The organism is Collibacillus ludicampi (assembly GCF_023705585.1).
GTDB classification, from domain to species: Bacteria; Bacillota; Bacilli; order Tumebacillales; family BOQE01; genus Collibacillus; species Collibacillus ludicampi.
Window position 1 is genome coordinate 54,432 of the sequence record NZ_BOQE01000002.1, and the last position, 24,044, is coordinate 78,475.

Genomic DNA, 24,044 nt, shown 5'->3' on the forward strand with positions numbered 1-24,044 from the left:
TCCTAGTTTCGTAGAACCCCCTGCGGAGGGTATATCCCATTGGGTTAGAGTTTTAAAAGATCGTTAAATGAAATCACCGTATCGGGTTTCATGTTTAAGACTTGTTTTTCCACTTCTGCCCCGAGATGAAGGTTGGTTGTACAGTTTCCGCATGTACATGTCCATGCAGGAAAGTCCGTGACAGTGACCCCGTTATACAACCGTTTTGTGATAGTTGTATTTTCCATCCGTTCCCCGCATTGATAGCAAGAAGGCGTTGGAATTTCGGGATTGTACGCCTTTACCGCATCTCTGAGCAGTTGGGATACTCTATTTTTTCCACCAAAGTACATGGCCGCTTTTAAAGCCAACACTTGATATTCTCCTTTCGTTAACCGCGCGAAAACCGAGTAACGTTGAGGGTGTTCCGTACGACGATTGATTTTCATACCAATCATCCTCCTTTGTTCCCTCATTGTACCGGTTTTCGACGGTCGGCGTTAACTATGCTTTTTGTTTAAAAAGCAGACCTTTCTTCTGTAGTCTTGGCTCCACTTCCACGCTTGCGTGCGAGGGTCATAAGCCGTGATAACAATTAACGATAGGGCGTCCAATCGAATGACCACGTGCAAAGGACGATACGTTTTTGGAGCGGTTTTCACGTATCCGAACATCAGCATCTCTCCATTCCACACGTGGATCACGTCTCCGTGTAAGATGACCTCTAAAATATCGCTATCCGATATTGACCGTTCCCGTACCCTCAATTCAGCGTGTGCGGTATGCACCACTTGAAGAAAGGCTTGAGAAGCAATCAAGCGTTGCAATTGTTTTTGCCAGAAGGAAACGTTTCTCGTCCCTTTCAGCCACGCTTTGGCTTTATCTTTACATTGATCACACATATTTCTTGTCCCCCATCTCCGAAAAGAGATGGGGAACCCGGGAAGGGCCTCCATCTCTTCGATGGAGGTCTCCTCCCCCTTTCTGTGTGTTTTTTTTTAGTTAGGTCGAATCGGCAACACCAAATAGATGTCTTCAGACTCCACTTCATCCAGCAAAAACGGTTTCAGCTCTCCATAGAAGTACAAAACCACGTTTTCGCTTTGAAGCGGACGCAAGGCATCTAAGATGTATTTGCCGTTCGCCAGCAGTTTCACATGCCCTTTACCCTGTGAAACCGGAAGCATTTCCACCATGGAGCCGACTAGGGCACATTTGCATTCGATTTTAAGTTGCCCGTCGGTCGTTTCATCATAGAGCAGGTGAACGCTGGGTAGTTTGTTTTGATCTCCAACGATGAGTGCCCGCTCGATGGCCTCCATGAAATCTTTGCGGTTCATGGTCAGGGAACCAAGGGCTTTTGTTTTCTCTCCGGGAATGACCCGTGTCGTGTCCGGGTACGTCCCTTCGAGCATTCGGATTGTCACTTGAATGGTGTCGGTTTTGAGTATGATGGCACTGTCATTCGCGAGAATCCTGACCGGTTCGTCGTCCGGCAAGAGAGAGACGATCCCTACCAAATCGGAAGCTGGCGGTGTCAGCGTGATGATGTTTTCGGCATTCCCCTCGACCGCTCTCACCGATTTTTTCGCGAGACGATGAGAGTCGGTCGCCACAGCCACCAGTTTCCCGTCTCGAATGTCCATCCGTATGCTTTTCAGGATCGGACGGGAATCATCGACCGCTGCCGCGTATCCGACTGCTTTCAGCGCTGCTTTCAGTTCGTGTACCGGAATCGTCACTTCCACTTTGGGTGTAAACCGTGACATCTGCGGCAGAGGTTCACTGATCACGTTCAACTCCAATTCCGTCTTTCCGGAACGAATGGTCAGGACTTGCCCATTTTCCGATTGTCGGGTTTCCAACATCACCTTGCCGTTTGAGAGTTTTTTGGCGATGCTCAGAAGGTGCTTGGCTGAAACCAATGTGGCCCCTTCTCTATCGACTTGGGCATCACAGCTCATGATCGAAACCGGAACCCCGGCGATAATCTCCACTTCCTGATTGGTGGTCCGGAAGGTGACCCATTCGCCTTCCGCCCGGATCTCGACCGCTTCCAAAACGACAAGGGATGTGTTTTTGGGCACCGCTTTGTTGACAAGGCTCAAAACTTCGACCAATGTGTATTTTTCAAGTGTCAATTTCATATTTTTACGCTCCTCACCGCGCCCCCGATCCCGGAGGGGCGCAAGATTTTTGCATCCCCCCGGGTGGGGTGAGTGAGAAGGTTTTATAAGTAGAGATCCACTTCGCGTTCATTCAGGGTTCTTTCGATACCGTCTTGGCATATAAATTTCGCCCAACGGACGCCTTCGTACTGAACCCAGTCGGTTACGCGAAAGGCGAATTTTCCTTTCAGAACATCGAACGCTTGGATCGTATAGACTTTTCCCATGGTGAATGCCATACAACGGATGATTGCCGGAGGGCACCCTCCGCAACAATCATCCGTTGCAGAGGGCGTTCCCTCCTTTTCATCCGTTTTTTTAGATCACTTTTACGCCAGGGTGACGTTTGACATGAAAGCGAACGTTGCATTCCCATTCGTCCGCGAAGTATCCGGTCTTAATCAGCCATCCCCTCTGTACCACGATATGAACGGGACGACTTTTGTACTGTCCGCGGAATACTTGGGTTATCCAATTCCCGATCCGTTCTGTTCGAACCGGTTGCCCATACGTGGCAATCGTTTTGGCCACGTCTTTAGGAATGCCTCGTTTTTTAAGCTGATGTCCGGCGTGAGGAGAGAACTGCAGCTCTCTCTTCATGAGGATCACCTGCCTTCATGTGGACAAAGGAATAGGTGATATACTCCTTGCCCACCGTTTTCAACTTCTCCTTGGCGTTTTCGTCTTTTTGCATGAGCGATTGAAGCGACTTGTTATCAAACGCGAGGTACTCATTGGGATCTTGACCGAGTTCCTCCAGCGCTTGTTTCGTCTCTTCCATCGGCCATGTCCAACGGCTGGATGGACGCATCGTGAACGCTTCATCGCCGACTCGTACCGCTCCTTTGGTTTGGGCGTAGGCTTTCAATTGTTCTTTGGCCATCGCCAGGATTTGCTCCAGTACGAGAATTTTCCCCGCCACTTCCTCCACCGTTTGCGCGGTAATTTCGTCCGGAAGTTCCGCGACATCCGGGCGACAATGCTTGGCAAACGGGCAGTACGTACACGCATGACCGTGCCGAGGCGGGAACGCTTCGAGCGCATCCACGATCTCCATATCCACTTGAACGAGCTTTCCGTAAATCTCGTTCACGGTTTCATAGATCCACTGTTCCGCATACTCAAAGTCTTCTTTGGTATACGTCACAGACTTGATCGCTCGTTTGTATGCCTCGCGCAAGAACCAAAGACGCGCTTCCACGATTTCATACCCGTACTTTTTGTGAAGCAACCATGCGTAAATGAGCAATTGCATGTTGTCATTCGGTTCGTAAAACACGCGACCGGTTTTAAAGTCGGTAATCACCGGAACGATTCCCGATTCGTCCAACAGGTCAATGTATCCCTGGAAGGCGGCCCCTCGCACATCGAGTTCCACCTGGATGTGTCCCTCGTAGCGTTGGAGTGGGGTGGTCACGTGTTTTTTCAGGTATCTTAGCGCGAGGTCTTGGATCTCTTTTTCTTTCAGTTCGACCGCCGCTTCTCTCAAAACGATGGGCATGGGATCGGATTCCCCGTGTAGAACCAGTTCGATATAGCGGTGAACCGCTTTGCCGAGTTCCGCCGCTTCGGTCGGGGGTTCCTCCATCCCCTCCACGTATTTGAGATAGAACCGACGCGGACAGGTTTCATACAGGTTCAACCGACTGAAAGAAAAGATGTTCATCATGTTTTTAACTCCCCTTCTTCCCCCGAGATGCATCGGGGGATAGTTTTCGTTTGAAAAATCCCTCCGTGCATCCGGAGTCAGAAAGGCGATTTAGTTGTTATCGCTAGGAGCTGGTACTTTCAGGACTTGTCCAGGCCAAATGACATCCGAATGAAGGCCATTGGCTTCTTCGATGGCAGCCACCACCTTACCGGTATTGGCTTCTCCGCCGTTGTACTTGGTGGCGATACTCCAAACTGTATCTCCCGGTTGTACAACTACGGTGGTCTTCATCTCGACCGGCTTTTCGTGAGTCGCCCAAACAAATGCCCCTGTCAGTATCAAAACTCCTAATGCGTTTTTTACGATCTTCATTGTTGACGCTCCCTTCGGTCCCCGCCCATGCGCGAGGACCAAAATTTTGATCCCCGTCATGGCGGGACGAAGAAAGGTCTTTTTTTAATCATTCAGGTCAAAAAGGTAAATCGTCGTCGTTGATGTCGATGTGACCACCTTCAAATGGGTCATTGTTTCGACGTGAGTAAGGCAATTCGTCGTCATTGATGTCGATATGACGATCATCCGCAAACGAACGCCCTTGTCCACTGTTGGTTCCGTTGGATTCTCCTCGATCCAGGAACCGCACAGAATCAGCAACGACTTCCGCGACGCGAACCCTTTTGCCTTCTCTGTTTTCATAATTGCGTATTTGCAAACGCCCTTCGACGGCGGTCAAACGGCCTTTTTTCAAATATTGTGCGGCTGTCTCCGCGAGCTTTTGCCAGACCACAATATCAATAAAGTCCGCTTCGTTTTCACCTTGGTTGGTATAAGGACGATTCACAGCCAAGGTAAAACGCGCCACCGCCGTTCCTTGAGGCGTATATCGCAATTCGGGATCAGCCGTTAGCCGCCCGATCAGAATGATTCTGTTCAGCATGATGATCCTCCCCTTTGTTGAGCGGTGCGTTCAGGAAGTGCTTGAGCACGAACCTTTGCATCCGCTGCAATTCTTTGTCATAGGCTTGCTTCTCGCGCCAGATCCAGTCGGCAAGCGCCTTGGCCCGAGCCGGGTCTTTCTTTTTCAGTTCCTCCCAGTTCGGGACTTTCAGGAAACCAAGCGCTTTGATTTCCTTCGCGCTTAACCGTTCCGCCGGATGGCGATAGACTTTTCTCTTGAATGTCGTATGTCCCCGATCTCCACCACGCAACTCTTCCTTTGCGGATTCCTCGCTGATGTTGTGGAGCAAGGCATAGAAGCGAATCACACCGCCTTGCGCGTTGCAGCGATAGCAGTTGAATACATCCCGTTGTCCGTGGACTTGAAGATGTTTTTTCGTATCGCCGCAAAAGGGGCAGTTGGCTTCATATTGATCGGGGCGATTCCTGCGAGGGAACAGTTGAATTCCTGCTTCCCTAGCGATTCGTACAATCGACCAACGGTCATCCTGTCTTGCTCCATGAAACATCGCGATCACCTCCGCAGAAGAAATGAAAAAGCGGAACCAAGGCATACTGAGACTCAACATAAATCAAGTCCAGATTCCTTTGTTCCGCTTTGCCGTGATGAATCGGGCTTTTATGCGATCTGCTGGTCATGCTCTTGTACCACCTTGAAATTCAACAGCAACCAATAGTCCCTTCTCGGAATATGTTGTGCAGTCACTTCGATCTTTGCACCTTCCGGAAGGCCCAACATATCCAATTGATCGGATAAGGGTTGCGCGGCAATCAAGGTTTTCGCTTGACCAGTCATGTCAAAAACATCCAATTTCGCAAGCAAGCCTTTACCTGTGGGGGATTCATCAAACTGAATGGATTTTATCGTAACAACACCCTCATAGTTTTCGGCACCCACTTTTTGGGTAGTGGAGTGTTGTTGATCGTTTTTCGGAGGTTCTTCAGCCGATGTCGGCTGTTCTTTTTGTGGAGTGTTTTGAGGAGTGCTTTGTGGCGATGATGAAGCAGGCATTTCGGGTTGAGACGAAGACTCGGGTTCCGGAACATGTTGTGATTCCAGTCTCCGCTGTTCGACGGTTGCAGCCGCGACTTCTTCATAGGTCGCGATTCCCGTCCCTAAAAGCCCATAGGCCAGGTTCCCGAGAGCACGACCAACGGCTGATGTCTCCGCGTTCTCGACTGGATTGGTGCTATCGACACCTTTCCCGCCAAAATTGACGATGGCGTGTGCCGTAGCTGTTCCGTATAGTTCCGATACGACCTTACAAGTAAAGAGCTTGGTATTCGGGTCGTAATATGTCTCAATATCCAACCGTTTGCCCTGTTCTTTGTGTTCATCGCGCGCCATCTGAATGCGTCCATCGACGGTGAAGTATGGAAGTTCGATCGGAACAAATATCGCTCCGTCTCGTGATTGCCATACTCCCAGTCGTTTCGCTTCAGCTGGAAGCACTGCGTCTTTTGCTTCTCCTATCTTCTTGTTTTGCGCTAGGAGAACGATAAACTCGTGGTATTGCGAGGGGATCTTCTTAAACGCCTGATCCCGTCTTTTTTGAGCGATTTCCTGCTCTTCTTTCGCTTTTTTTACGATCCAATCCATGTTTTTACCCTCCAGTCTCGGCCCCCTCCTACCTGCGTCGGGGGCCAAAAATTTTTTAGCGCCCCTGCAGATGGGGTAACCGATCCGAAGGCGGATCGTCTATTCGTTTTCCGTCTAGTGTTTTCGCGTAACCACTAGAACTTTTTTGCGATAAGCGTATGGACGCTCATCTCCCTGAAGTGATGGCGATTCCATTGTCTTTCACAGTGAATCACGCCGATATGCCCACGGGCTCTATGCAGTAATCCCCTGTTACTCAACAACGTCCCTTTCCACCACACCTCAGTTCGTTACAAGTTTGCTTTGCCGGGATGCCTGTAGGGTGCTCATTCCTACTCGCAAACTCGCCCCCTCTGTTCTACTCCGCCAATCATCGCCACTTTGAGCAAAAGTGACTATGGCTGAACGCCGGGTGCTTCCTCATCGGTCATTGCCGCGCGAATCGGCTCACTTGGGAAGTTGGTGTAAAGTGTTGATTGTGCGTGCCTGTTCGGATCGTTTCGAGTTCCATACAACCGAAGGTATGTCTGTTTGTGCTAAGATCTCGAATTAGCCGATATGCCCATGGGCTCTAGCATAATCCGGTCGTCACACAGGACGTCCCTTCAAGAGCAGGTGCCCCATGCTCCTTACAGACACCAGGTGATAGGATGCTCAGCCTATCGGGGTGCCCCTCACAGACGGTCCATTGCTTGGAGCAGAAACAAGCAACTACGAAACAGTGAGGTTGTAGGTTGCTCGGCCTACGGCATAGTACACTCACTGGCAGTCCATTACTTGGAGCAGACAAGTAACTATGCAACAGTGAGGTTGTTTCTTCTCTGGTGGGCTCGCTTCCTCCACCAGATCGATGTCGGCCCCAACGGTTACTTTTCTCAGTCCCTTTTCACCGTTCCGTCCACATCGAAACACGTTTGCTTGCTGGGATGCGTGCACGTTGCTCATGCGTGCACATGGCAAACGTGCCCCCATGTTTTTGCCCTTCCATCGCTTTTGAGCAAAAAACGACTCGGACAAATGGAGTCTTTTCCAAATTTTCACGCCTTGCGAATGGCTCCATTTGGAAAAGATTATCTTATGAAATAAATTATAAGTATCTAAAAATTGATTTTCAAGACGTAGAATCTATAGACATTTATATTTCTAGACGAACAAGAATCTGCCTCCCCTAAAGAGAAAATTACAGTTTCTTAAAGAAAATTACACAAAAATGACGCGAAACAATTTCATATTCTATGAAATAATTTCATTAAATGTTTTATTATACTTGTGAAATAAAAATTAAAAGAGGTGATGTGTTGTGAAAAAAACAATGGCTACTTTATCCATGATTTCCGCCCTTTCATTAAGTGCGGTTCCTGCTTTTGCAAAAGGAGGAAACGGAAACATTCAAATTATAGGGAACGGTCATGCTCGACAAAACATTCATATTACGAATACAACCAATGTTGTCGATAATACAGTCGTTTTCGGTGATGTAAAAGGACATTGGGCAAAAAAATACATAATGGATCTTGTGAAAAAAGGGATACTCTCCGGTAAAAGTAAACAGAAATTTGATCCAGATGCTCAGGTGACACGCGCAGAATTCGCTACAATGGTTACGCGGTATTTTCAATTAAAAAATGATTCGACTCAACAAGACTTTGAAGATGTTCCTCCTACTTCTTGGGAGTATAAATATGTAGAAGCCGCTAAAGATTACTTTGATGCATATCGTACTTTAGATGGCGGTCTTCTGTTCAAGCCCTTTGAAGGTGATAAGCGCGAAGACGTAGCAGTCACTTTGATAAAAATCTTACTCAAGCAAAATCCGGATATGCAATTGTTAGATGCCGATACTGCAACACAATTATTACAAGAAAAATTCCCGAAAGATTATACGAAGATTCCACAAGCTCTTCAACCTTATGTAGCTACGGCAGTTAAATATGATTTGATGCACGGGTATGGTGATGGTTCTTTTAGACCTGATCGTGTTGTTACACGCGCGGAAGCTGCCACATTACTTGATCGCTTGCAAGATAGTACAGTCGTTGTAATGGGAGATCAATCGAATACGGGTGCTACAACTACAACTACTACATCTTCTGGCACGGAAACCACTGTTTCTCAACAATCTGCAGGAACTTCTGCAGCGAGTGGGTCTACAACATCAAATACAACAGCTTCCAACCAAAATTCCGTAGGTAGTTCAACTTCTGGAAGCCAATCAACTCAAACGACAACATCGAGTAACACCAACGGTTCTTCATCTACAGAGACAGTAGCATCAAACGTATATGGCACTACAACAAATAATCAATAAGACATATAATCGAGAGGAAGGGGGCCCTAGCTCTCGACCTCTCATACAAGTGAACGTATTTGAAACGAGCATGACAAAACTTTCGACAATGCTTACGAGCCTTCGCTCTTGCCGATAGGTAAGGTCGAGGGCTTTTTTTAGTAATTGGTGGATTCCCTTATCTTTAAGGTAAGAGCTTCTTCTTCATTTGGGACTTCTACTTAGAGATAACGTCTATTCCGGGAGCACTCATATGACTTTAAAATCAGCTTGAAATGGGATTTTAATGAAACATACACTTTATTAGATACTATTTAAAGCTCTATATAAGATTCTCATTTAGTTACTGTTGGATAAACCTATATATTAAAACAAAATTACATAGTTTCTCATATAGTTACTAAACGATAAAAAATATGCTTTATGACTTTAAATTTGGCAGTTCAAAGATTGAAATTTTGTCTAAAGAAGCAATGATATTCTTTTATCCGAGAAAAGAAAGGCTCAAATTATCTCGGATATTATAATAGTTTCTTATTCATAAACCTAAATAGAAACTATATAAGAAACTATTAGAAAAACTTGATTCTATCGGTAATTTTCTCCTTGCTTTTGTTTTCCAGTGAGCGTAATATCATACTTAGATACTACTATGGATTCATATGTAGATGTTAATATAGTCACCATTCTGTCATTGGGGGTGAAATTGTGGAATTTGAGTTGGCGAAAAAATATGAAGATGTTCGGTTAACGCCGGAATTACGGTCGATGTTTACCGATATTGTCATGGGTGATGAAGCCACGCTCAAGACATTTCTTGCAATCGCCAAACATACAACGAATGAAAGTATCGGGATCACAATCAAGCAGATCATTGAGCTGGTGAAGATCGATCGAAGAGGAAAACGAGGCCACACATTTGAGACGATCCATTCCAACATTGACCGGAAACACGCTGAACGTGTAGTCGACAAATTACTTAGTATGGGTCTTTGTTATTACCACGCGATCCCCCCTTCCAAACTTCTTAAACTTACCATCCGTGGTCTTGAGGTTGCGGGAGAAATCAAAGTGCGGCTCGAAAAAGCAAAAAAAGGAGCGGATTCCCTTGTTCAAGCATAATGCCCCTTCTATCAACATGACGCTTGTCGGTTTCGGTCAAGCTGGTACTCGAATGGTTGATAAGTTTGCGTCACTCAAAACGAAAGATGGTAAGCCCGTCTACAATACACTTGCGCTGAATTCCAATGATGGAGATCTCAAAGAATTGAAGCATGTTCCCGTAGAGAATCAGGTTTCATTGAAACTTGGAGGACTTGGGAAAAACCCTGAAAAAGCGATGGCGATCCTCGAAGAGAATCGGGAAGCCAGTGAAAAACTGAAAGAGTTCATCACCGAGCGTGTACGTCCGAGTGACGAATTGGTTTTGTTCTTCGCGGGACTTGGCGGTGGTACCGGTACTTCTACCCTGGTTAAAGCGATTGATGAGTTCTACGACTACCACAACAAACCGAAGATAGTCGAAGAGCTGAAAAAAATTCAGGCAAGCACGTCGCCGGAAGATTTCAAAACGAATCTTCAGAAATACAAGGTATTGGCGTTTAAGAAGGCACAAGAAAAGTTCGTGAAGATTGGTGTAGTCGTAACTCTTCCTGTTCGCAGTGATGGACCGGACGTTCTGCGTCAGGTGAACGAGTTTGCTACACAGATCTGGACGACAGCGAAAAACCCGGCTAAAGGAATCGCATTCGTTATATTCGCGGATAACCAACACTTCTACGATGAATGGAACCGTTTAGGAGCGAATGCTGGTGCTGAAAACTACCGGGATTACGCCAATAATCAAATCTTTAACGTGATCCATGAGATCAACACCGCGACGAACGGTGGCGGAACATCGGTTACCTTCGACCCGCGTGATTTTCGACGCATTATCCTTGAAGGAACGGGAAGCCTTGTCATCGGCAAAGTAGAGCGTAGCATTGACGAAATCACTAACAACCATGACCTGACTGAGATGTTCATGGAGTCGATACAATCTAGTGTCCTTCACTCCTCCATAGCGATTGAGGAGAGGGACGAAAATGGAAATGTAACTTACGCTAAAGTTCATCATGTCGGGATGTTAGCGGTCATTGATAAAGCCCTCGAAAAAACCGGAAGTGCGTTCTTGGATGAAGCTAAAAATGAGATTGTAGAGAAACTGCTCCTTACAGGTACGGTGTTTACAGGTTATCTGGAAGATCGCAATGATTTTAAAGCTTCGGTCTACACCTTCTATAAAGCGGAAGCCCTTCCTTCCCGCCTTTCAAAAGGGCTTGTGAAAGAATACGAAGAGTTTATGGCAAAACACAAACACGCTAGCTTCCGTCAGGAAACAATCCAACAAATCGCAGCAACTGAGGAAGATTTGGATATTGATCTCGACTTGAGTGAACTAGGGATTGAATTGGCCGAAGATAACGCTAGGGCCGATTCTAATGAGCATGAAATTGATGTTGAGAATCTGGATTTGTCAGACATTGACCTGAGTAAGCTATAAGAGACTGCTTCGGCAGTCTTTTTTTATACCCTCACAACAGTATTTGTAGGCTGGTTATAAATAATTTATAGGCAGATGGATAAAATTAATTCATTTTTAAGGGTTATAAATGATTTGTAACCCCCTTATAAATGAAAAGAATAGTCTACAAATGAAATATAACCCCTATAAAAAATTTTTTATAGGATCTTACAAATTATATTTTAGATATCTAAAACAAATATTTTAGGGGTTCAAAGATGCTATTATAGGGTATATTAAAAGTTCTCTTGAACAGGGGTTCTAAATCGTTTGTAGGAGGAGGGAAGAATGGAACGGATCTTTACGATCTCACAAGTTGCCGAGGAACTAGATGTTTCGGCAGGGACAATTCGCAACTGGGAAAAGGAATTTTCGGATTTTCTTGTGGTCAGGCGTGACGAACAGGGAAATCGATATTACACCTTAGCAGATATAGAGAAGTTTCGACGGATTGCTGAATTAAGGGAAGAAGGGTTTTCTTTAGGGGCTATACGGAAGGTATTTGAAAAGTTTACAAGTGGGTCTGTAGAGGTTGAAAATTCGGTTACAAGGGAAGAAAACAGCCTCGTACCCTTAAATCAAGCGATGATTAAAACCGTCATTTCTGAACAAGTGCAAGCTGCTATGCAACAAGTGTTACTAGGCATAAAAGAACATATTGATCAACGTTTTTCTCAGTTCGAACAGTCTTATTCGCATTTACATGGCGAAGTTTCTTTGTTAAAGCAAGAAATTGATTCGGTTGTTAATCAGCTACCGGAACAGACCGAAGCTATTAAAAAATCTTTCGAACAAATGTATAAGGATCTACCAGATGAGGTAAAACTAATAAAAAGCGATATAAATAGACTGCTAGAGTTACGACAAATAGAGGCCCAGAAGGACCGCATTGAAAGAACTGATGAGATACTCAAAGAACTTAGAGTTGAAAAAGAACTTCGTCGTCAGGCTTTAAAAGAATGGGCCAAATTGGGTTTTTTCGGTCGCATTGGTAAAGATAAAGATGAGTACATTGAGAGATATGTTGAAGAACATTTCGAAGAATACATGAGAAAGAAAGAAGAGGATGTGTAGAAACACACCCTCAGACGAACAGAATTGGGTCTATGAGCAGTTTTTTCAAGAGATTATAGGAAATATACTAGGGATTTAAAAAAACGCTTATAGAGGAATTTTAATGCATTATTACGGGGGCGGGAATGCATGCCCCCGTTCATTTCAGATGTTATCAATGACTCTAACCACTTCGCAATTGATTCTTTTCCTTTCTTGTTCGATGGATTGGATGTGTACGACGACTCGTGTTCCAGTGGGAAGGGGACGTGGATAGTAAGCCATTCCTGTTATTCCATCGAAGATTTTCAAGAATAAACCCCTTCTTTTGTTTGTTCCTGTAACCTGAGCGACATACGGATGCTCAAGTTTTATACGTTCCGTAACCATTTGCCAGGGATCACGTTCCAAGTCTTTTTTGGAGACATAGATTTTCCCTGTTTGTTCATCAATGTTTGTGATTTTTACTCGAATTTCTTGGCCAACGCTTAACACTCTGCGTGGATTTCCTATATACACGTTGGAAATGTCTTCTCGGTTCAGAATCCCCTCGATACCCCCGAGATCCACAACTGCGTGCGTATTCCGAACCTGTTGAACGATCCCCCTTAGAACCCGGTTAACCTGGATGTTTTGTTGAGTTTCTTTCGCTAAAACCTCTTTTCCTTTGGTCATCGAGAGGTACAGAACTTCCGCATTCCGATCAACTTCTGTGATCAGTACCGGAACGCGACTGCCAAGCATCCGAAGCATCTGATTTGGATTTTCAAGACCGGTTTGTGAGAAGGGAATAAGCCCCTTGATCAGTCCGATCCAAACAAGAAACGCTTTTTCATTCTCCATGCTTTCAATACCGCTGATCTCTGCCTGTAAGACTTCTTTCCTACGAAAAACCCCCAGCAACAAAGGCCAGGGGTTGGTGTCAAATACATCGATGGTTTTGTATTGGTTCCGTCCAGTTAAAATCATTGCACTTGAGTTCATATTTGATTCTCCTTTCTTGAAATTAGAAGATCTTTTGCAGATGTTGCACTTGAGAAAGCGCTAGGCGCACGAAATCGTTGAAATGGAGGATTAACCCTCCAACAATTGCGAGAGAGGCAACCAACTGTATTCCTTTTTCAATCATTCGCGTGAAAAACCGACCGGTATGAAGTCCAGTCGGAATGTGAAAATCAAACTTCCACGGCCACAGAAGCGGCACACCGCCATCCGTCAGCATATCGGCAACAAGGTGAGACAGATAAGCTGCCGCAAAAACCGTCCAAAGTGGCCCAAGCCATCCCATCAACCCGTATGTGGCAAACAAAAGACCGATCAGACTATGCGTAATCCCTCGGTGCGGGGAGAGGGCCGCGATCAACGCCCATAGAGCGATCATCCCGACCTGATGCCAAGGTAACCATCCGTCCCATGCTAGTTTGATCACCCCTAGCGCAATGAGAGCCAGTGAGATCTTCCGGCTCCCAAGTGATATCGGCGCCACCTTGCGTGTCAGCGTACTGTTTGGATGGTCGAGATCGGGCATTAGACCTGCGATAGCCCCGATAGCCGCTCCTTCCAACATTCCTAATCCGGGCGCATTGGCTGTCATCACCACCCCCACCAATGCGCCCAGCATCATATGTGTGCGTCCTAACATCTGTCTCCACTCCTCATCAATGAACATAACGATCAAAGAATTGTTCCTGCGCATCGTGGTATTCCGCTTGCAATTCGTTGATGGCCGCTTCTAAGTGAGATGCCTGCACATCAAAGTAAAATTAGGAAGGCTCTCCGTCTTCGACTGTCAGCAGGAGCAATTCGTCTCCTTCGAACGTCTCTACTTGATTCGTTTCGTTATCGATGACTTTGATCGTATATCGTTTTTTCATGATCATTTCCTCCACCCTTGTAGTTGTTTCTGCTATTACCGTACAGGGTGGAAGAGGCGGCGTGAAGTGTTTTTTACCACAGTTCATCCATGGTCATCTGAGCCTGTTGGGACGCTGAGTTTTGACTCGATTGGTTTGTTTTTTGGTTTGACGAGGAGCTGTCAATTTGAATCACCCTCTCAGAGCTTGTAATTTTCCTTCTGAGAGGGATTTTTCTTTGAGTAATAGTATGAGTGCCACTCGCAATTTCGGACGCTCTGATGGCCGTTTCCGTTTGTCTGAGTGGCACTTCGTTTTGATAGGTTGATAGATTTTCTTTGGAATCAGGTATCAGATGCTGTGCATCCCTGATCTTTTTCCCTTTAAATGATCTTTGGATCTGCTCGATGCGTTTACGCTTCGGGTAATCAACGATCCCGACCTTGGGTTCCAACGTTTGCTTGTTGGAGATGATCTTATACACGATCTGATTCCAAGGCATGAACATGAGATAGTTAGCGGAAAAACGGGCTTTTTCTCTCGTCGTTTCGCTGATGCGTTCTCCATCTCGGGAAAAAAGCCCTTCGGAATACGACGTGGTGGTCATCGTCTCTTCTTTGGTTCCCATCATACGTTCGGCTTCCAATGCGTCATCATACTCAAGCCCTGACAAAATGATTTTGTTCCGCGCGTTGGTTTTCACCCGCCTTTTGTATTGCGGGTAGCTTGAAAGTTCCAAGTCGCCAAAGGACTGGAACGCAAACGAAAGGGCGACACGATACTTCCGTCCTTGCTTCAGAATTTCATCAAAGCGCTCCGAGACATACCGCGAAAATTCGTCCACGTACAGGAAGACGGGGGTTCGCGTTTTGGCTTTCCCCGGTCGATCCAGAGCCGCGAACTGCATCGCCATGAGCAAGAACTTCCCGAACATGTCTCCTGCCGGTGTATTGCCCGTGTTAATGAGCAGCACTCCAGGGGTTTCGTAGAGATCACTGAAGCGAAAACTGGACGGACCATCCAAGATGCGTCGAACGTTGGGGTTCCCGATCAAGTTTTCGAGTTTTTGACGAAGCCCCATACAGACTTTCTGGAAGTGCTCGGCCTGCATCTCATTTGCGATCTCATTCTCCAAGGAAGCCAGTACGTTTTCTGCCATGTAGCGATCATCTTTGGACAGCTTGCTTTTTTTCTTTCGCAACTCCTTCATCAGCGCTTTGAGCTTGTCCACGGAGCGTAGAGCATTCGAATAATCCAAAACAGTGAGATTATCTCCATGAATCAACTTCAAAAGCAGGGCGACGTTCCGGGATGTCGCTTCGTTGACGTTATCGAAGAACTCTTGCTTGCTGCCGCTGCTTTTCAAGATGGATGTGATGGATTCCGCCACGTCTGCCGGTTTCCCTTCAAAGGGGTTCCAATGAAAATCACCGGGATTCGTCGCGTCAATGCGCAAATAGGGTACGCCCAATTCCTCGCAATACTCGGCAAGATCCTCGGTAAATTCCCCGTCCGGTTCGACGACGATCACGCGCGCATGGCCGCCTTTGGCGACATACTCGATGTCCTGATAAACGAACGGCCCGAGGGTCAACGCCGTTTTCCCTGATCCGGTCGGACCCGCCACCAGAAGGTGCAGGAATCGGTCTTCGCCGTTCAGGTAGATGTCTTGCCCGGTCTCCGCGTCCTTGCAGATCCGAATGCTTGGGTACATCGGATTTTCCTTGGATGATGGTGAGAAAGACCAGTCGAAAAATAGGGACTTGAAACTGACCTTGCTGGCTTTCACCGCCAATACAAGCGCTAGGCAGAGCAAAAGGAACGGAAACAGGCTGAACATAAACGCCGCCATGTGCGGTACCAGCATCATGTGGGACAGAACGGCGTCTTTCTTGGCAAACGAAAGTATCCCACGGTGTATCCAGCCGGACAGTTCCCACATCCCGAGCAATCCAAGGCTCAACAACGCCCATCCGACGAGCTTCCATGCTCGTTTCCAAATGCCAAGCGCAATCTGAGCGAGAGCGAGAATGCCGAAGATCAAAAGCACGGTTAGGCTTGTGAAACCGCTGAGGGTGCCCACCAGGTATAAACAAAGAGTCCCGGCCATCAAGAGCCAGGCGCCTATGGTCCAGATCACTTTGTCAACACCTCCGTCATTGGTCGCAAATGTGTCCAGGTACCGTTCTCGCAGCCGATCCATCCGTATGCCTTTCGGAAGGTTACACGGACGTGACGGTGGTCGCTGAGATACGGTTTGATACTTTGGAATTGGTCATGATCCCGCAGCAAAACCCAAATCCCTCGCATGCTTCCGTTAAATTGGGCATCCCTCCTTTCGGCCTGTTCATCGTGACGGATCAGGGTATAAAGAGCGTTGAGATTTCCCGTTGAAAGATCAACGAGATACGCAAAACGACCGGGCCGATGTTCCACCATGTTCTTAAAGTCGGATGGAAATCGTCCGGTCGCTGGCAAGATCAGCAAAGGATGTCCATGAAAGGTTTCAAGGCGTTGGCGTAACACGTCGATATACCCTTCTCCAAAAAGAAAAGGGAGATCTTCCTGTGCTTGTTCGTAAGTCATCACATGAAGATCCCCTTCGAGATATTTCCCCAAGTAGTAGTCTATGGCCATGTCCACGGTTTGATTCGAGGGACACATGAGGAGCAGTTTTATAACAATGCTCGGCAGTCCTTTCATGTTGTTCGCGATAAAACTGAAGGCTTTCAGGGATGGATTGGCGACGACCCCGAAAACAAGAGCAATCTTTTGGTCTTTTTCCACTCCGGCTAGGCACGGAATCGTAAAGTCATTCACACCGATTCGTTGACGAAGAGAAAAATAAGGAATCCATCGTACTTTCTCTTTATTTTTCATGAAGACCTCAGCCGTTTGTAGATAGCGACTGACCGAAGTGACGGGAACCTTTATGCGTTCAGACGGGCGATGATCTTGGCTAATGATCGTCTCTCCGATCAATCGTTCGGCTTCTCTCACACCTGCATCGGTCAATTCATAGATCAAGCTACCGGCTTTAAAAGGAAAGCTCTTTGTTTGATCATGCAATGTGGGAGTGTAGCTCTTACTATGGATCAACCCACGGTCTTTCAGTGTTTTGATTCGTGTTTTTGCGTAGCGTGAAATTGATCCAAAGGCACTGATTTGTAGCTGTTCGCCTGTCATACAACGGGTGTAATAAAGATCGAGTAAAACTCTTTGGTCGCGTTCGGTCAGTGTGGGTTTAGGCCCTCGTTTCCCCATGTGAACCACCACCTCCTATGATTCTGCGCTAGGGGCGACCAATAGGCGGGAATCTGGGTACAAACGATTCGTAAGATCACACTCGATTTTTCTCAAACTCTCTAACAACGTTTCCAGCGTGTTTTTGGTTTCATCCTCCAATTCATCGATTTCAGCGAGCAAATGAATGTCTTCCATGAAGGCATTCAATCGTTTTTGGAAGTAACTGGCCCGTTTATTGAAAATCCGTTGTTTGACGATCTTGGATGCCTGTTCCGGCAAAACGGGTGCTACTGCTTCAATCGTTTGAAGGCGATCCGCGGTTGCGTTTTCTTCTGTTCCTTCCTCGTCACCTTCGGACGACTGTTCTTTGTCTCTTGGGACAATCGACGCTAATGTAACACGGTCGAACTTGTCCAGTTCTTCACGAATGGCCTGTACTTCATCCAATCGTACCTTTGTTACGCCTTTTGATCGAATGGATTCGTACATGGCTTTTTGGTCTTCCGGTGAGAGGGAAGCCAGTTCGTGCCCCGCCTGTTGCCCGATCACTCCCTGAGAGACGAGTTCTTGCAGTTCCGGGATTAAAGAATTGAGTTTGAGTAGCCGATAGAAAGCACTTCGACTACCGGCCATCTTCACAAGTCCGGCCTGTTCGAGAGTCCCAATTTGGGACTGATGGTTCATCCAGTATTCATGTAGGACTTTGAGTTTCCTCGCTTTCTTCATGAGATCCTTTTCATCCCCGCGCCGGGTTTCATTGGCGGAGATCAGAAGGTACAAAATATCGGTCTCTGTTGCGTCTTCAATGATACGAACGGGTACTTCCTCCATCCCCAATTCTTTTGCGATCCTCCATCGGGTTTCTCCCGAGACGATGACATCATCGGGGGTGATCCAAAGAGGTTCCTGGATTCCGTCCGCCTCAATGCTTCGTTTCAACAAAGCATAGGTATCTTCGTCGTGTTCTGAATGAAATTCATGGTTTCGGGGATGCGGTTCCAGATCGTCCACAAACCGGTACTCAATGCGCTCGTTGATTCTCAAAAGACCACTTCCTTGCATAGATGTCGAATCTGCTGAATGTATCGGGATTCAAAGGTTTCCGTACTCCCTAAAAACCGTGGAATCATCAGGTACAAACGATCTTTTGCCCGTGTCATCGCGACGTAGCAGAGTCGCGTCTCTTCTTCGACGTTCCCTTCTGCCACCGCCTTTTTGAAGGGAAGGTACTCTTCCACCATGTCAACGAGAAAAACCGAATGAAACTCCAAGCCTTTTGAGCGGTGGAAGGTCATCAGTTTTACGGCATCCTGTTTTTGTTCTCGCGATTGTTTGGTCATACGATCCACGGTCAATAAAAAATCGGATGCCGACGGGTATCGGGAAGCCGATCGTTTCAAGGATTCCAGCCAGAGAATCGGCTCGCTATTTTCCTCAGTCTCCTTTTTCCCCTTCGGAGTGTAAGCGAAAATCGCGTCGATCAAGGCATCGGGTTCCTCCATTGTAAGCCATGCCCTTAGAATTTGCGCTAGGGGCTCAAAAATAGGTTCTTGGAAGAGCAACGAAAGACCTTCCGTTTGTATCCGCTTGATGATTTCGTAGTCCTTCAAGAACAAGCGGAGCAGTTCCGTGACATCGCCCATGTCCGGGTTGCCGGCTTTCCACCCCTCAAGCGCGCGCAGGCAAGCGAGAATTTGTTTAACATAGGGCAGTTCGTAAAAGTGCGTATCCCCGTACACGTGATACGGGATTTCGTGTTCCGCCAGCATTTCTTCAAAAGGATGTGACTGCTGATTGATCCTGTACAGGATGGCAAACTGCGAATACGGTAGTTCAGGGTTGTTCCTTTTCGTTTCGAGGATCATTTGAACGATCTTTTTTGCCTCGTCTTCCTCGTTGTTGACCCGGATGATTTCGACAGGATCGCCGCCTTGCCTGTGGGCGATCACCTCTTTCTGTATCTGTTTGCGGTTGAGTTTAATGACGATATCGGCTACATCCAGAATGGTTTGTCTGCTTCGGTAATTGGTACCCATGATGACACGCCGGACATTTGGATATTCGTCCTCGAAGCGCATCATAATCTCGGGTTTTGCGCCGTTGAAGGAATAAATGGATTGATAATCGTCCCCGCATAGCCAAATATTCCTGTGTCTTTGAACCAGAAGCCGAATGAGTTCCCACTGGGCCTTGCTCATGTCCTGACATTCGTCCACCATGACGAAATCCCACTTGGTTTGCCATGTTCGACGGTACGCTTTATCGGTTTTGATTTTCTCGATGGCGCGAATCAGCAAATCCCCGAAGTCCATGATCTTCATGCTTTTCTTCAAGGACTCATAGGTTTGATACACAGACCGGATCGGTACATTTCCGAGTGTATCCGGCGTTTGTAACTCGCTTTGCAACAACGCAATGGACGCTTGGATTTCATCGACATCCAGATTCATCCCACTGTCCCGGATCGCACGTTCTATAAGCCAAGCGGTATCAGTTTTTAACGTCCATTCTTCCCATTCGTCGTTTAACATCCGGTAGGCCAACGCATGTATGGTGGTTACATCGACCTTTTTTCCGGTGCGTTTACGGATACGTTGAGACATTTCCTTGGCCGCATCTTTTGTGAACGTGCAACAGAGGATTCGATGATTCGGTACTCCTTCTTTCAGCAGATTCAACACACGAGCCGTTAGAACCGTTGTTTTCCCACTTCCCGCCGCCGCTATGACCAAACATGGCCCTTCAATATGTGAAGCGGCTTCTCTTTGTGCTTCGTTCAGCCCCATAAGAGTCACCTCCTTTCGTCGCATATGATTCTAGGAATTCATCATCGGTTCATTTCTGCAGCCAAAATAAGAAGTCGAGAAACATGTACATGACTGTCTGAATGGAGTCCCGAAAGAAATAACCGTATAAAATCATAAAAAATACCGCAGGCAGGGTTCCTATTGGTACCCCGCCATTCGGCGATTCGGTGACGGGAAATTTTTTATCTAACCATGTAGCCACTATACCTGTTGAAACGGATGTTAGTAATAACCAAAGAAAAATCTTCACCCATAACATAACTTACTGCCCCTCCTCTACGGCGACTTGACGACCACGCTGTTCGGACTTACGTCCTCACTGCTTTGGTCGGCGTCGCCGCAGTTGAATGTGTATTGGAACCTAGCACCTATAGATCCAATCGATTTCATCATTTTCGATAGAACACAAGTTCATTTATCCTAACCAAACTGGAATCAATATTACCGACATCTTTCCTTACCCAAGACCATCCTCTTCCCCATCGAAAAACTATATTCAAACCTTGTTGTTCAAACCTCCGATTTTATAAAGTTAATCGTGATCTTTATGAATCATAAAAACTACGAGCAAATATGTTTTGATAGGTATGAATATGGTTTTTCTTAAAGGTTTGCATATAGTTTTTATCCAAAATGGTATGAGTGTACTCCTACGAAAAAGGTCTCCATCATTCTATGAGAATCTGAAAAATAAAGCTCCAATCCTGACCAATTCGGGTTATGTACTCCCCCCACAGCATACATAAAATTTTGGTAACTATCGTTTTGAAATACACCTGAAATTTTGGCGGCATCCACTAAGACTTTCACCATTTGGTTATCAGGGTCTCGCATGTGTCTGTCTGAAAAATGAAAGAGAAAACCTGCATAGCAAAATGCGAAAGGCTTAAAATCGTTCAGGTTTCCCCGTTCCCTTTCTCTTGTAAGCAATCGCTGAAAAAGTTTCGTGTAAAAGACCTTTACCCGGGTTGCATTTCTGAATCGCAGGATGTCTTTGATGTAGATGCTAGGCCGGGTATGAACACGTTCCCATGTATCGGGTATAGAGATTTTCAAAATCCTTTCGCTAGGGTTCCATTTCACCTCACAGTCATAGGGATGAGCGCCATGACGGAACGGCGCTTCCTGCATATCTTTTTCTTGCATATCGTAGAGCTTCAATTGCACGCCTACGAGCTGCGCCTGCACGTGGTCAATCTCATTCCCTAGCGCTTCATACTCAATACCTTCTAATGACGCCTGGTGAATCATCGCTTCAACGATGTGCAAGTGATGTTGCGCCTTGGCGATCTCATCCTGAATGTCTTTTGTATGAGCATTCATTATGGCTCTCCTTTCTTTTTTTGAAATGAACAAAGGGATACCCTGGATGTAATGCATCCAAAGTACCCCTTCGGTCCATTTCCTCATTTCGTGTTGACCATTCGTTTTTCGGAAACCTCAAACGGATACCCAAAATAGAACCCCTGCCCATACTGAATTCCCAACTCTCTCAGAATGTCCGCTTGCTCTTCTCTTTCGATTCCCTCTGCGATCAAGATCGTCTTTGTTTTCTCGGCAAAGAGAACCATCCCTTCGATCACACGGCATGCCTGTTGGGTTTGATCCACGTGCGCGGTGAGTATCTTGTCCAGCTTCACAAAATGGGGCTCCAGGGCTTCGATGAGCCAGAAGTTTGAGAATCCGGCCCCGAAATCATCCAAAGCGATCTTCATGCCTCGCTTCCGAAGATCTTTCAGGACACCTTGGATGTGGTGGATGTCGTCGATTCTCGTTTGTTCCGTAATCTCCAAGACAATACGATCGGTGAATCGGTAATTCTCTATAGCCTCAAAAACATGGCCTTCTTTCAACGATTCGCCGTGGCAATTCAGAAAAAGCAGCTTATGATCGGGCAATCCCTCTGCTTTTTGCATAGCTATTTGCCGGGCATAGCGATCCAGTTTGCTTATCTCATCGTCTTCTTCAGCCCATGCAAAGAGCTTTGCAGGAGAAATGATTCTTCCGTTCCATGCTCTTCCGCGAATCGTGTCTTCGTAGCCAAAAACGTTTTGAGGATATTCAAAGTGAACGATTGGCTGATACATCGGAAACAGTTCAATATCGTTCCATCTGTTCATGGGAACCTCCTAGTGAGCGATGATCGTGACGATCTGTTTGTCCCCGTCCCATTTGACGTCACAACCGAACGCTTTTGCAATATAGCTGATCGGAAGCATCGTGCGTCCGTTCGTAATTTCAGCCGGTGCGTCGAGTGTTATCGTTTGATCGCCTACCTGCATGGTGTTCGAGCCAATCGTCACGATGATGATTTTGTCTCCCTTTTGGAGATAGACCTTTTGGTTGGCACCGTCCCAGTAAATGTTGTTATCTCCTATCCCACAGGCATATGCCGCAAAGCGCAACGGGAGATAGGTACGATCGTTTTTGATGTATGGAGCGACGTCTTTAAACGTGTAGCCGTTCACCGAGTAATTCCCGTTTCCGATTTTGAACGCGGCCACCTGCACAGGTGTTTGTGTATCAGCATGGGCGACTGATGAGACGAAACATGAAAGTCCTATCATCAAAGCAGTTAAAGTCTTCTTCAAAGCGATTCCCCCTTAGAAAAGTGAAACCCCCTCACGTTTTTGCGAGGGGGCCACTCGATATTAGAGTTTAAATGCGGTCATCGAAGCGCTGTCTGTTGGTGCATTCGCTCCGTTACCGTTTCGAATTTGAACCGTGATGGTATGCGCTCCTGGTGAACTTAAAGGAACGGTAATGTAACCGGTCGAACTGTATCCCGCTAGGGACGTCCAAGCAGACCAGTTTCCATCCACCGCGTATCTGTAATCCGTCGCGTTCGAGTAGTCCAACACCACACGGATCGAACTTCCGGAAGTCGCCGTTGCGCCGTTATAGCCCGAAACCTTTTTCAGATTCGGGGTGAGATACTGTGCAAGGTTGTTGAAGTTATTGGTAACGGCGGTTTGCAGGCTGTTCAATTGGTTCGTAAGAGCGTTTTGATTGGCATCGATTTTACTGCTCAAATTGGATAGTGAATTCTGTGCGTTTTGAATGCCTGTCACCGCATTTTGGGCAGCCGCTTGTGCGGCCCGGGCGGCGGTTAAGACGGTTCCCGATGAATCTTGAACCACCCCAGCTGAAGTTGATAGATAAGAGTTAATAATCGTGTTCGTGTTGTTTAGCGCGTTTTGTGAAGCTGTCTGAGCGGCTTGTGCTGCACTTTGAGCGTTTTGCGCGGCAGATTGAGCCGCTTGTGCAGCGGTTTGCGCTCCTTGAGCGGCAGATGCCGCATTTTGTACGGTTTGTTCATCAGCTCCAACTCCGTACACTTTTATTGTTGCGGTTCCGGAAGCAGATGCAGAATAGTTATACATACCTTCAATAACAAATCGTATTTGTTGCCATTGACTGTTAAACACAAACGTATATGGGCCGCCTCCGTATGGTTGTGACCCTAAAGAGATTGAGCCGATATTTGTCCAATTCGTTCCATCATTTGATCCATCAATAAAAAATGCACCATAAGAATTATAAGGTAGATTAGAGAAGTCAATTTCTCCCGAATATGCTATCCCGGAATTACCCAGGAATGACGAAGTTCCAATGACTTTATAGTCCATATAACTTCCATAAGCAGGGACAAACGTTCGCCAGTCATAACTTGATGTACTAGCTGTTCCATTGTATGAGACGTTAACTGAATACATATATAGAGGTATCCCGCTTGCAAAGACTTTTGAGTTGCCGAATACCATTACCAATGGCAAGAGAAATGCCAGTAAGATCTTTGCCATCCGTTTCATCATGAATGATCTCTCCCTTCATTCAAAGTAAAAGCCCCCTTTTTCTAGGGGGCTTAAAAAGTTTATTG

Annotated in this window: 25 protein-coding genes; 4 read left to right on the forward strand and 21 right to left on the reverse strand. The window is 46.5% G+C overall.

Annotated features, from left to right (window positions below; translation table 11 throughout):
• Window positions 1-44: 44 nt before the first annotated feature.
• The 10 genes from DNHGIG_RS20655 to DNHGIG_RS20700 all read right to left on the reverse strand — a co-directional run bounded on the left by DNHGIG_RS20655 (window position 45) and on the right by DNHGIG_RS20700 (window position 6,355).
• Window positions 45-428, reverse strand: a complete 384-nt coding sequence (locus DNHGIG_RS20655) for a hypothetical protein (protein ID WP_282201551.1) — start codon at window positions 426-428, stop codon at window positions 45-47.
• 51 nt (window positions 429-479) lie between these two features.
• Window positions 480-881, reverse strand: coding sequence for a DUF4258 domain-containing protein (locus DNHGIG_RS20660; protein ID WP_282201552.1), 402 nt, complete (start codon window positions 879-881; stop codon window positions 480-482).
• Between the two features lie 96 nt (window positions 882-977).
• On the reverse strand, window positions 978-2,126 hold the full coding sequence (dnaN, locus tag DNHGIG_RS20665; protein WP_282201553.1) for a DNA polymerase III subunit beta: 1,149 nt from the start codon (window positions 2,124-2,126) through the stop codon (window positions 978-980).
• 83 nt (window positions 2,127-2,209) lie between these two features.
• Window positions 2,210-2,374 carry a hypothetical protein gene (locus DNHGIG_RS20670; protein ID WP_282201554.1) on the reverse strand — a complete coding sequence of 55 codons (165 nt, stop codon included), beginning with the start codon at window positions 2,372-2,374 and terminating at the stop codon, window positions 2,210-2,212.
• 91 nt (window positions 2,375-2,465) lie between these two features.
• Window positions 2,466-2,747 (reverse strand): hypothetical protein, encoded by a 282-nt coding sequence (locus tag DNHGIG_RS20675; protein ID WP_282201555.1) that lies wholly within the window; start codon window positions 2,745-2,747, stop codon window positions 2,466-2,468.
• The gene (locus tag DNHGIG_RS20680) at window positions 2,701-3,816 is read right to left on the reverse strand and encodes a PD-(D/E)XK nuclease family protein (RefSeq protein WP_282201556.1); all 1,116 of its coding nucleotides are present in this window, start codon (window positions 3,814-3,816) and stop codon (window positions 2,701-2,703) included. Before DNHGIG_RS20680 ends, DNHGIG_RS20675 begins: the two co-directional genes overlap by 47 nt.
• 90 nt (window positions 3,817-3,906) lie before the next feature.
• Entirely contained in the window at window positions 3,907-4,170 is a 264-nt protein-coding gene (locus DNHGIG_RS20685) for a LysM peptidoglycan-binding domain-containing protein (protein ID WP_282201557.1), read from the reverse strand.
• A 97-nt stretch (window positions 4,171-4,267) separates the two neighbouring features.
• Window positions 4,268-4,735, reverse strand: coding sequence for a single-stranded DNA-binding protein (gene ssb, locus DNHGIG_RS20690; protein ID WP_282201558.1), 468 nt, complete (start codon window positions 4,733-4,735; stop codon window positions 4,268-4,270).
• Window positions 4,695-5,264 carry a CHC2 zinc finger domain-containing protein gene (locus tag DNHGIG_RS20695; protein WP_282201559.1) on the reverse strand — a complete coding sequence of 190 codons (570 nt, stop codon included), beginning with the start codon at window positions 5,262-5,264 and terminating at the stop codon, window positions 4,695-4,697. Before DNHGIG_RS20695 ends, ssb begins: the two co-directional genes overlap by 41 nt.
• 110 nt (window positions 5,265-5,374) lie before the next feature.
• Entirely contained in the window at window positions 5,375-6,355 is a 981-nt protein-coding gene (locus tag DNHGIG_RS20700; protein ID WP_282201560.1) for a superantigen-like protein SSL4, read from the reverse strand.
• 1,300 nt (window positions 6,356-7,655) lie between these two features.
• Between DNHGIG_RS20700 and DNHGIG_RS20705 the strand changes: the two genes are divergently transcribed.
• The 4 genes from DNHGIG_RS20705 (at window position 7,656) to DNHGIG_RS20720 (ending at window position 12,279) form a co-directional block, all read left to right on the forward strand.
• Window positions 7,656-8,663 (forward strand): S-layer homology domain-containing protein, encoded by a 1,008-nt coding sequence (locus tag DNHGIG_RS20705; RefSeq protein ID WP_282201561.1) that lies wholly within the window; start codon window positions 7,656-7,658, stop codon window positions 8,661-8,663.
• A 687-nt stretch (window positions 8,664-9,350) separates the two neighbouring features.
• On the forward strand, window positions 9,351-9,764 hold the full coding sequence (locus DNHGIG_RS20710) for a hypothetical protein (protein WP_282201562.1): 414 nt from the start codon (window positions 9,351-9,353) through the stop codon (window positions 9,762-9,764).
• A gap of 16 nt (window positions 9,765-9,780) precedes the next feature.
• The gene (locus DNHGIG_RS20715) at window positions 9,781-11,184 is read left to right on the forward strand and encodes an FtsZ/tubulin family protein (protein ID WP_282201584.1); all 1,404 of its coding nucleotides are present in this window, start codon (window positions 9,781-9,783) and stop codon (window positions 11,182-11,184) included.
• A gap of 309 nt (window positions 11,185-11,493) precedes the next feature.
• Entirely contained in the window at window positions 11,494-12,279 is a 786-nt protein-coding gene (locus tag DNHGIG_RS20720; protein ID WP_282201563.1) for a helix-turn-helix domain-containing protein, read from the forward strand.
• A gap of 144 nt (window positions 12,280-12,423) precedes the next feature.
• On the opposite strand, the gene DNHGIG_RS20725 is transcribed toward DNHGIG_RS20720, so the two are convergent.
• The 11 genes from DNHGIG_RS20725 to DNHGIG_RS20775 all read right to left on the reverse strand — a co-directional run bounded on the left by DNHGIG_RS20725 (window position 12,424) and on the right by DNHGIG_RS20775 (window position 23,979).
• Window positions 12,424-13,242, reverse strand: coding sequence for a S1 RNA-binding domain-containing protein (locus DNHGIG_RS20725; RefSeq protein ID WP_282201564.1), 819 nt, complete (start codon window positions 13,240-13,242; stop codon window positions 12,424-12,426).
• 22 nt (window positions 13,243-13,264) lie between these two features.
• The gene (locus tag DNHGIG_RS20730; RefSeq protein ID WP_282201565.1) at window positions 13,265-13,900 is read right to left on the reverse strand and encodes a metal-dependent hydrolase; all 636 of its coding nucleotides are present in this window, start codon (window positions 13,898-13,900) and stop codon (window positions 13,265-13,267) included.
• A 305-nt stretch (window positions 13,901-14,205) separates the two neighbouring features.
• Window positions 14,206-16,314, reverse strand: coding sequence for a type IV secretory system conjugative DNA transfer family protein (locus DNHGIG_RS20735; RefSeq protein ID WP_282201566.1), 2,109 nt, complete (start codon window positions 16,312-16,314; stop codon window positions 14,206-14,208).
• A complete protein-coding gene (locus tag DNHGIG_RS20740; RefSeq protein ID WP_282201567.1) occupies window positions 16,248-17,375 on the reverse strand; it encodes a hypothetical protein in 1,128 nt (375 codons plus the stop codon). The genes DNHGIG_RS20735 and DNHGIG_RS20740 overlap by 67 nt, the downstream gene beginning before the upstream one ends.
• A 15-nt stretch (window positions 17,376-17,390) precedes the next feature.
• Window positions 17,391-18,401 carry a ParB/RepB/Spo0J family partition protein gene (locus DNHGIG_RS20745; RefSeq protein ID WP_282201568.1) on the reverse strand — a complete coding sequence of 337 codons (1,011 nt, stop codon included), beginning with the start codon at window positions 18,399-18,401 and terminating at the stop codon, window positions 17,391-17,393.
• Complete coding sequence (locus tag DNHGIG_RS20750) at window positions 18,398-20,143, reverse strand: ATP-dependent helicase (RefSeq protein ID WP_282201569.1); 1,746 nt, start codon at window positions 20,141-20,143, stop codon at window positions 18,398-18,400. The genes DNHGIG_RS20745 and DNHGIG_RS20750 overlap by 4 nt, the downstream gene beginning before the upstream one ends.
• Window positions 20,144-20,192: 49 nt before the next feature.
• A complete protein-coding gene (locus DNHGIG_RS20755; protein WP_282201570.1) occupies window positions 20,193-20,423 on the reverse strand; it encodes a hypothetical protein in 231 nt (76 codons plus the stop codon).
• A 365-nt stretch (window positions 20,424-20,788) separates the two neighbouring features.
• On the reverse strand, window positions 20,789-21,487 hold the full coding sequence (locus tag DNHGIG_RS20760; protein WP_282201571.1) for a hypothetical protein: 699 nt from the start codon (window positions 21,485-21,487) through the stop codon (window positions 20,789-20,791).
• An 83-nt stretch (window positions 21,488-21,570) separates the two neighbouring features.
• Window positions 21,571-22,284 carry an EAL domain-containing protein gene (locus tag DNHGIG_RS20765; RefSeq protein WP_282201572.1) on the reverse strand — a complete coding sequence of 238 codons (714 nt, stop codon included), beginning with the start codon at window positions 22,282-22,284 and terminating at the stop codon, window positions 21,571-21,573.
• A gap of 9 nt (window positions 22,285-22,293) precedes the next feature.
• Entirely contained in the window at window positions 22,294-22,755 is a 462-nt protein-coding gene (locus DNHGIG_RS20770) for a copper amine oxidase N-terminal domain-containing protein (RefSeq protein ID WP_282201573.1), read from the reverse strand.
• Between the two features lie 60 nt (window positions 22,756-22,815).
• Window positions 22,816-23,979: a hypothetical protein gene (locus DNHGIG_RS20775; RefSeq protein WP_282201574.1), complete on the reverse strand. Its 1,164-nt coding sequence runs from the start codon at window positions 23,977-23,979 to the stop codon at window positions 22,816-22,818.
• Between the last annotated feature and the right edge of the window lie 65 nt (window positions 23,980-24,044).

Excerpts from the sequence above, each read along its gene's own strand:
- DNHGIG_RS20670 (WP_282201554.1), bottom strand. The coding sequence starts at position 2,374 with ATGGGAAAAGTCTATACGATCCAAGCGTTCGATGTTCTGAAAGGAAAA.
- DNHGIG_RS20675 (WP_282201555.1), bottom strand. The coding sequence starts at position 2,747 with ATGAAGAGAGAGCTGCAGTTCTCTCCTCACGCCGGACATCAGCTTAAA.
- DNHGIG_RS20750 (WP_282201569.1), bottom strand. The coding sequence starts at position 20,143 with ATGGGGCTGAACGAAGCACAAAGAGAAGCCGCTTCACATATTGAAGGG.
- DNHGIG_RS20740 (WP_282201567.1), bottom strand. The coding sequence starts at position 17,375 with ATGGGGAAACGAGGGCCTAAACCCACACTGACCGAACGCGACCAAAGA.
- DNHGIG_RS20760 (WP_282201571.1), bottom strand. The coding sequence starts at position 21,487 with ATGAATGCTCATACAAAAGACATTCAGGATGAGATCGCCAAGGCGCAA.
- DNHGIG_RS20730 (WP_282201565.1), bottom strand. The coding sequence starts at position 13,900 with ATGTTAGGACGCACACATATGATGCTGGGCGCATTGGTGGGGGTGGTG.
- DNHGIG_RS20715 (WP_282201584.1), top strand. The coding sequence starts at position 9,781 with ATGACGCTTGTCGGTTTCGGTCAAGCTGGTACTCGAATGGTTGATAAG.
- DNHGIG_RS20685 (WP_282201557.1), bottom strand. The coding sequence starts at position 4,170 with ATGAAGATCGTAAAAAACGCATTAGGAGTTTTGATACTGACAGGGGCA.
- dnaN (WP_282201553.1), bottom strand. The coding sequence starts at position 2,126 with ATGAAATTGACACTTGAAAAATACACATTGGTCGAAGTTTTGAGCCTT.
- DNHGIG_RS20695 (WP_282201559.1), bottom strand. The coding sequence starts at position 5,264 with ATGTTTCATGGAGCAAGACAGGATGACCGTTGGTCGATTGTACGAATC.
- DNHGIG_RS20660 (WP_282201552.1), bottom strand. The coding sequence starts at position 881 with ATGTGTGATCAATGTAAAGATAAAGCCAAAGCGTGGCTGAAAGGGACG.
- DNHGIG_RS20775 (WP_282201574.1), bottom strand. The coding sequence starts at position 23,979 with ATGATGAAACGGATGGCAAAGATCTTACTGGCATTTCTCTTGCCATTG.
- DNHGIG_RS20735 (WP_282201566.1), bottom strand. The coding sequence starts at position 16,314 with ATGGATCGGCTGCGAGAACGGTACCTGGACACATTTGCGACCAATGAC.
- DNHGIG_RS20700 (WP_282201560.1), bottom strand. The coding sequence starts at position 6,355 with ATGGATTGGATCGTAAAAAAAGCGAAAGAAGAGCAGGAAATCGCTCAA.
- DNHGIG_RS20655 (WP_282201551.1), bottom strand. The coding sequence starts at position 428 with ATGAAAATCAATCGTCGTACGGAACACCCTCAACGTTACTCGGTTTTC.
- DNHGIG_RS20680 (WP_282201556.1), bottom strand. The coding sequence starts at position 3,816 with ATGATGAACATCTTTTCTTTCAGTCGGTTGAACCTGTATGAAACCTGT.
- DNHGIG_RS20755 (WP_282201570.1), bottom strand. The coding sequence starts at position 20,423 with ATGTTATGGGTGAAGATTTTTCTTTGGTTATTACTAACATCCGTTTCA.
- DNHGIG_RS20765 (WP_282201572.1), bottom strand. The coding sequence starts at position 22,284 with ATGAACAGATGGAACGATATTGAACTGTTTCCGATGTATCAGCCAATC.
- DNHGIG_RS20720 (WP_282201563.1), top strand. The coding sequence starts at position 11,494 with ATGGAACGGATCTTTACGATCTCACAAGTTGCCGAGGAACTAGATGTT.
- ssb (WP_282201558.1), bottom strand. The coding sequence starts at position 4,735 with ATGCTGAACAGAATCATTCTGATCGGGCGGCTAACGGCTGATCCCGAA.
- DNHGIG_RS20725 (WP_282201564.1), bottom strand. The coding sequence starts at position 13,242 with ATGAACTCAAGTGCAATGATTTTAACTGGACGGAACCAATACAAAACC.